The 4,850-nt window shown below is 61.6% G+C and carries 3 protein-coding genes and 1 pseudogene; 1 reads left to right on the plus strand and 3 read right to left on the minus strand.

Annotated elements, in window-relative coordinates; translation table 11 throughout:
- The 3 genes and pseudogenes from ACQY7U_RS18105 to ACQY7U_RS18115 form a co-directional block, all read right to left on the minus strand.
- Positions 1-764: pseudogene (locus ACQY7U_RS18105) on the minus strand (F0F1 ATP synthase subunit alpha); the annotation flags it as partial.
- A complete protein-coding gene (locus ACQY7U_RS18110; protein ID WP_428647346.1) occupies positions 764-1,324 on the minus strand; it encodes a F0F1 ATP synthase subunit delta in 561 nt (186 codons plus the stop codon). The gene ACQY7U_RS18110 and the pseudogene ACQY7U_RS18105, both read right to left, overlap by 1 nt.
- Positions 1,325-1,599: 275 nt before the next feature.
- Complete coding sequence (locus ACQY7U_RS18115; protein ID WP_428647352.1) at positions 1,600-3,798, minus strand: primosomal protein N'; 2,199 nt, start codon at positions 3,796-3,798, stop codon at positions 1,600-1,602.
- Between the two features lie 277 nt (positions 3,799-4,075).
- Between ACQY7U_RS18115 and fsa the strand changes: the two genes are divergently transcribed.
- Positions 4,076-4,729 (plus strand): fructose-6-phosphate aldolase, encoded by a 654-nt coding sequence (gene fsa, locus ACQY7U_RS18120; protein WP_428647349.1) that lies wholly within the window; start codon positions 4,076-4,078, stop codon positions 4,727-4,729.
- The last annotated feature ends 121 nt before the right edge of the window (positions 4,730-4,850 follow it).

Here is a 4,850-nt window from a genome sequence, read left to right on the forward strand (position 1 = left end):
TCGCCCATTGCACAACCAGCGAACGGTGCCAGGAACTGCAGCGGGGCTGCGTCCGAAGCCGTTGCGGCAACAACGATGGAGTATTCCAGAGCACCAGCGTCTTCCAGGGTTTTCACAAACTGTGCAACCGTGGAGCGCTTCTGACCGATCGCAACGTAAATGCAGTAGAGTTTTGCATCTTCGTCGTCGCCTGCGTGAAGCGGCTTCTGGTTCAGGAACGTGTCGAGAATGATTGCCGTCTTGCCAACCTGGCGATCGCCAATGATCAGCTCGCGCTGACCGCGACCGACCGGGATCAGGGCATCAATCGCCTTGAGGCCAGTAGACATCGGCTCATGAACCGACTTACGCGGCAGGATACCAGGTGCCTTGACGTCAACGCGGCGACGCTCGGTTGCTTCGATCGGGCCCTTGCCATCCAGCGGATTGCCAAGCGGATCGACAACGCGGCCAAGCAAGCCCTTACCAACCGGCACTTCCACGATGGCACCGGTCCGCTTGACCGTATCGCCTTCCTTGATGGTGCGGTCGGAACCGAAGATAACGACACCGACGTTGTCGCTTTCCAGGTTCAGAGCCATGCCCCGGATACCGCCCGGGAACTCGACCATTTCACCAGCCTGAACCTTGTCCAGACCATAAACACGGGCGATACCGTCACCGACGGAGAGCACCTGACCAACTTCAGAAACTTCGGCTTCCTGGCCGAAGCTCTTGATCTGGTCCTTGAGGATTGCGGAAATTTCCGCGGCCCGAATATCCATCAGCCGACCTCTTTCATCGCGAACTTGAGTGAATTGAGCTTGGTACGCAGAGACGTGTCGATCATGCGGGACCCGACCTTGACCACGAGGCCACCGATCAGGGCAGGATCAACAGTCGCTGCGATGGTTACTTTTTTGCCCGTGGAAGCAGACAACGCTTCTTTCAGGGCAGCGACATGCTCGTCGGAGAGAGCCGCGGCGGAAGTCACCTCGGCCGTCGCCTCGCCACGCTTGTCAGCAAGCAGGGCACGAAACGCCTTGATCATGTCGGGAAGAACGAAGAGGCGCCGGTTACGGGCCGCCAGCTTCACAAAATTTGCGGCGAGGCCCTTGATGCCTGCCTTGTCGAGAAGTGCGGAGAGCGCGGCAAGCTGCTCTTCTGCACTGAATGCCGGGCTTTTCACAAGACGGACGAGATCTTCGCTTTCGGCAAGCATGCCATCGAATGCGTTCAGATCCCGTTCCACGTCCGCGGTTACGCCGTCGCCTTCTGCAAGGTCGAGAAGGGCGGACGCATAACGCTGTGCCACGCCGGATACGAGAGATACGTTGTCAGTCACCAGGTCCGTGCTCTCTGACGTTTTCCAAACCCGCAAAACGGCTAGCGTCCGCAAGGTGTTGAAATAATGAATGATTTCAAGGTCAGAAGGTATGACGGTTAAACCGTTCCCCCAAAGCCGCGCCTCGTTTAGCACAGGGTTTCCCAGTGTGCAACTTCACCTAAAGACTGTTATTGCCGATTCCGGAGAGTTTTTTGCAGCGCAGGCCCAAAAACCCTGTCGGATCAACGTTTCCCGGCCGTCATAAACCTTTAGGCGGGTTTGATTGCCGAACATCAAAGGAAGTTCTGCGGATCGATATCCACCTGGACCCTCAGTCCCCTGGTGGGTTTCGGGCCCTGTCCCAGCCATTGGCGCAGGTAGGATTGCAGGTCAAACTGTCGCGGGGCCATGGTCAGCAACCGGAACCTGTAGCGGCCGCGGACCATCGCCAGCGCGGCCTCGGCAGGCCCCAGCAGGGTTACCGCCTGATCGTGCGGCGCGGCCCTTGCAAGAGCGCGGGCATAGCCTTCAGCAAAAGTCCGGTCCGGACCTGAGACCACAACGGCGGCGAGACGTCCGAAGGGTGGCAGGCCGGCCGCGCGGCGGGCTTCGATCTCCGCGGCATAGAAGGCTTTCTTCTCGCCCGACAGCAGCGCCTTGATCACCGGGTGGTCGGCGTTATAGGTCTGCAGGATCCCACGCCCCCCTCCTGTGACACGGCCGGCGCGGCCCGTCACCTGGGCCAGAAGCTGGAAGGTCTTTTCCGCTGCGCGCGGGTCGCCGTGCGCCAGTCCCAGGTCCGCGTCGATCACGCCGACCAGCTTCATCTTCGGAAAATTGTGCCCCTTGGCGACGAGCTGGGTGCCAATCACAATATCCGCGCCGCCCTCTTCCACGATCTTCATTTCCCGTTTCAGCCGCTCCGGCCCGCCGGCAATGTCGGAAGACAGGACCAGCGTCCGGGCCTGAGGGAAAAGATCGGAAACCTCCTCGGCGATTCTCTCCACGCCCGGACCGCACGCCACCAGACTGTCGGTGCTCTGGCAGGAGGGACAGCTTTCGGGAACGGATTCGAAATGGCCGCAATGGTGGCAGACCAGTTTCTTCTGGAACCGGTGCTCCACCAGCCAGGCGCTGCAATGGGCACACTGAAAACGGTGACCGCAGGTCCGGCACAGGGTCAGCGGGGCGTAGCCGCGCCGGTTCAGAAAGAGCAGCGACTGGTCGCCGGCTGCAAATGTGTCCTTGATCGCATGAACGAGCTGCGGCGCGAGCCAGCGTCCGCGCTCGGGGCCATCCTGGCGCATGTCGACGGCCTGAAGATCCGGCAAGGCCGCGCCGGATGCGCGTTCCGGCAATTCGATCAGCGAGTACCGGCCAAGATCCGCGTTCACATGGCTTTCGACCGAAGGTGTTGCGGAGGCGAGCACGACGGGAAACTTCGACAGATGCCCGCGCACCACGGCCATGTCCCGCGCACTGTAGGGCACCCGGTCATCCTGCTTGAAGGCCGCGTCGTGCTCTTCGTCGACAATGATGAGGCCCAGTTCCCTGAACGGCAGAAAGAGCGCCGAGCGCGCGCCGATGACCACGCGCACGTCCCCGGAGGCGACACCCCGCCAGACCCGGGCGCGTTTCTTCGTGGTGATCTCGGAATGCCACTCAGCCGGATAGACCCCGAAACGCTGTTCGAACCGGCGCAGGAACTGCTCCGTCAACGCGATTTCGGGCAAAAGGACAAGCACCTGCCTGTCCCGCCGCAAGGCTTCGGCCAGCGCCTCGAAATAAACCTCCGTCTTGCCCGAGCCGGTAACGCCGTCGATCAGGCTGACACCGCCGCCCGGCTTGTCGAATGTCTCGACCAGGCGATCGACCGCCGCCTGCTGGGCGGCCGTCAGTTCCTTGCGCGCAAAATCAAGTTGCGGCTTCGGCGGAGGTGGCGCTGCCGGCAGCGACACGACTTCCAGAACGTTCTGGCTTATCAGGCCGTCGATAACGGACGGCGAAACGCCCGCGGCATGGGCAAGCCCGCTCTTGGTCCAGGCAAAGCCGTCCTCCATCGTCGCCAGAACCCTTTGCCGGGCGGAGGTCGACCGGTCGGGTTCCGCGCCCTCGATCCGGCGAACACCCGGAACCGGCGGCTCCGGCTCCAGCGCCTCCTCGGATCTCAAGACCATGCGCAGCACCATGCCCGGCGCTCCGAGCGTCCAGTTCGCCACCCAGTCCACGAAGCGGCGCAGGTCATCATCCAGAGGCAGCGTCTCGTCGTAGACCCTGGAAATGGACTTGAGCTTCTTCGGGTTGATCGCCGCGTCCGGCTCCACGTCCCAGACCGCTCCGACCACTTCCCGCGTTCCCAGCGGCACCTTGACGATAGTGCCGGGCACGACGGTCTTTCCGGGCGGCACCTTGTAGGTATAGGCCACGGGAACAGCGACGGGCACCAGCACGCTGGCAATCGTTTCCTGAAAATCTGGATCGTCGAACAGCACGGAATTCAAGGTCCTCACCCCGCCGTCAGGCGGCGCCCGTCATCAAGCCTCTGGTCCATTTGAACCCCTTGTGACATCGCCTGCACCGGGCAGGGGTTCAAGGGTCTTTGCCCTTGAGGTACGTACCACAGAAAATTCGTCCACCGGAGAATCAGGGGTTCTTCTTGTCATCATCCTAGGGTAAAGAGAGCCCAGCTGACCATTCAATCGTTTTGTCTCCCGTCGCGGGACAAGACCTCCGGCAGCCTCAAGGGCGCCCCACAGGGAGTAGACATTCATGAAGTTCTTCGTCGACACCGCCGACACGGCTGAAATCAAGGAACTGGAAGCCACCGGTCTTCTGGACGGCGTGACCACCAACCCGTCCCTGATCGCCAAGTCCGGCCGCGACTTCAAGGAAGTCATTGCTGAAATCTGCGCCATCACCGAGGGTGACGTTTCCGCAGAAGTTGCTGCGACCGATTTCGACACCATGATCAAGGAAGCCCATGTGCTGCGCGAGATCGCGGACAACGTGGTCATCAAGCTGCCGCTGACCTTCAACGGCCTGAAGGCCTGCAAGCAGCTGACGGACGAAGGCACCAAGACCAACGTCACCCTGTGCTTCTCCGCCAACCAGGCCCTGCTCGCAGCCAAGGCCGGCGCCACCTACATCTCGCCCTTCATCGGCCGCCTCGACGACATTCATGCCGACGGTCTGGAGCTGATCCGCGAAATCCGCGTGATCTACGACAACTACGGCTTCGACACGGAAATCCTGGCGGCCTCCATCCGCACGCCGAACCACGTCAAGGAATGCGCGATCATCGGTGCGGACGTCGCAACCGTTCCGCCGGCAACCCTGAAGAGCCTCGTCAAGCATCCGCTGACCGACAAGGGCCTCGATGCCTTTCTCAACGATTGGGCCCGGACCGGCCAGAGCATTCTCTGATCTGCCTGCCGACAATCACGATGCAAAGGCCCGGATTTTCCGGGCCTTTGTTTTTTTGGCAGCCACCGCCGGTTTGGCTGCCCCGGGCAAACCGAATTTCAGCCCGGCACTGTACGCCGAT

It is taken from the genome of Roseibium sp. (assembly GCF_050301095.1).
Lineage (GTDB): Bacteria > Pseudomonadota > Alphaproteobacteria > Rhizobiales > Stappiaceae > Roseibium.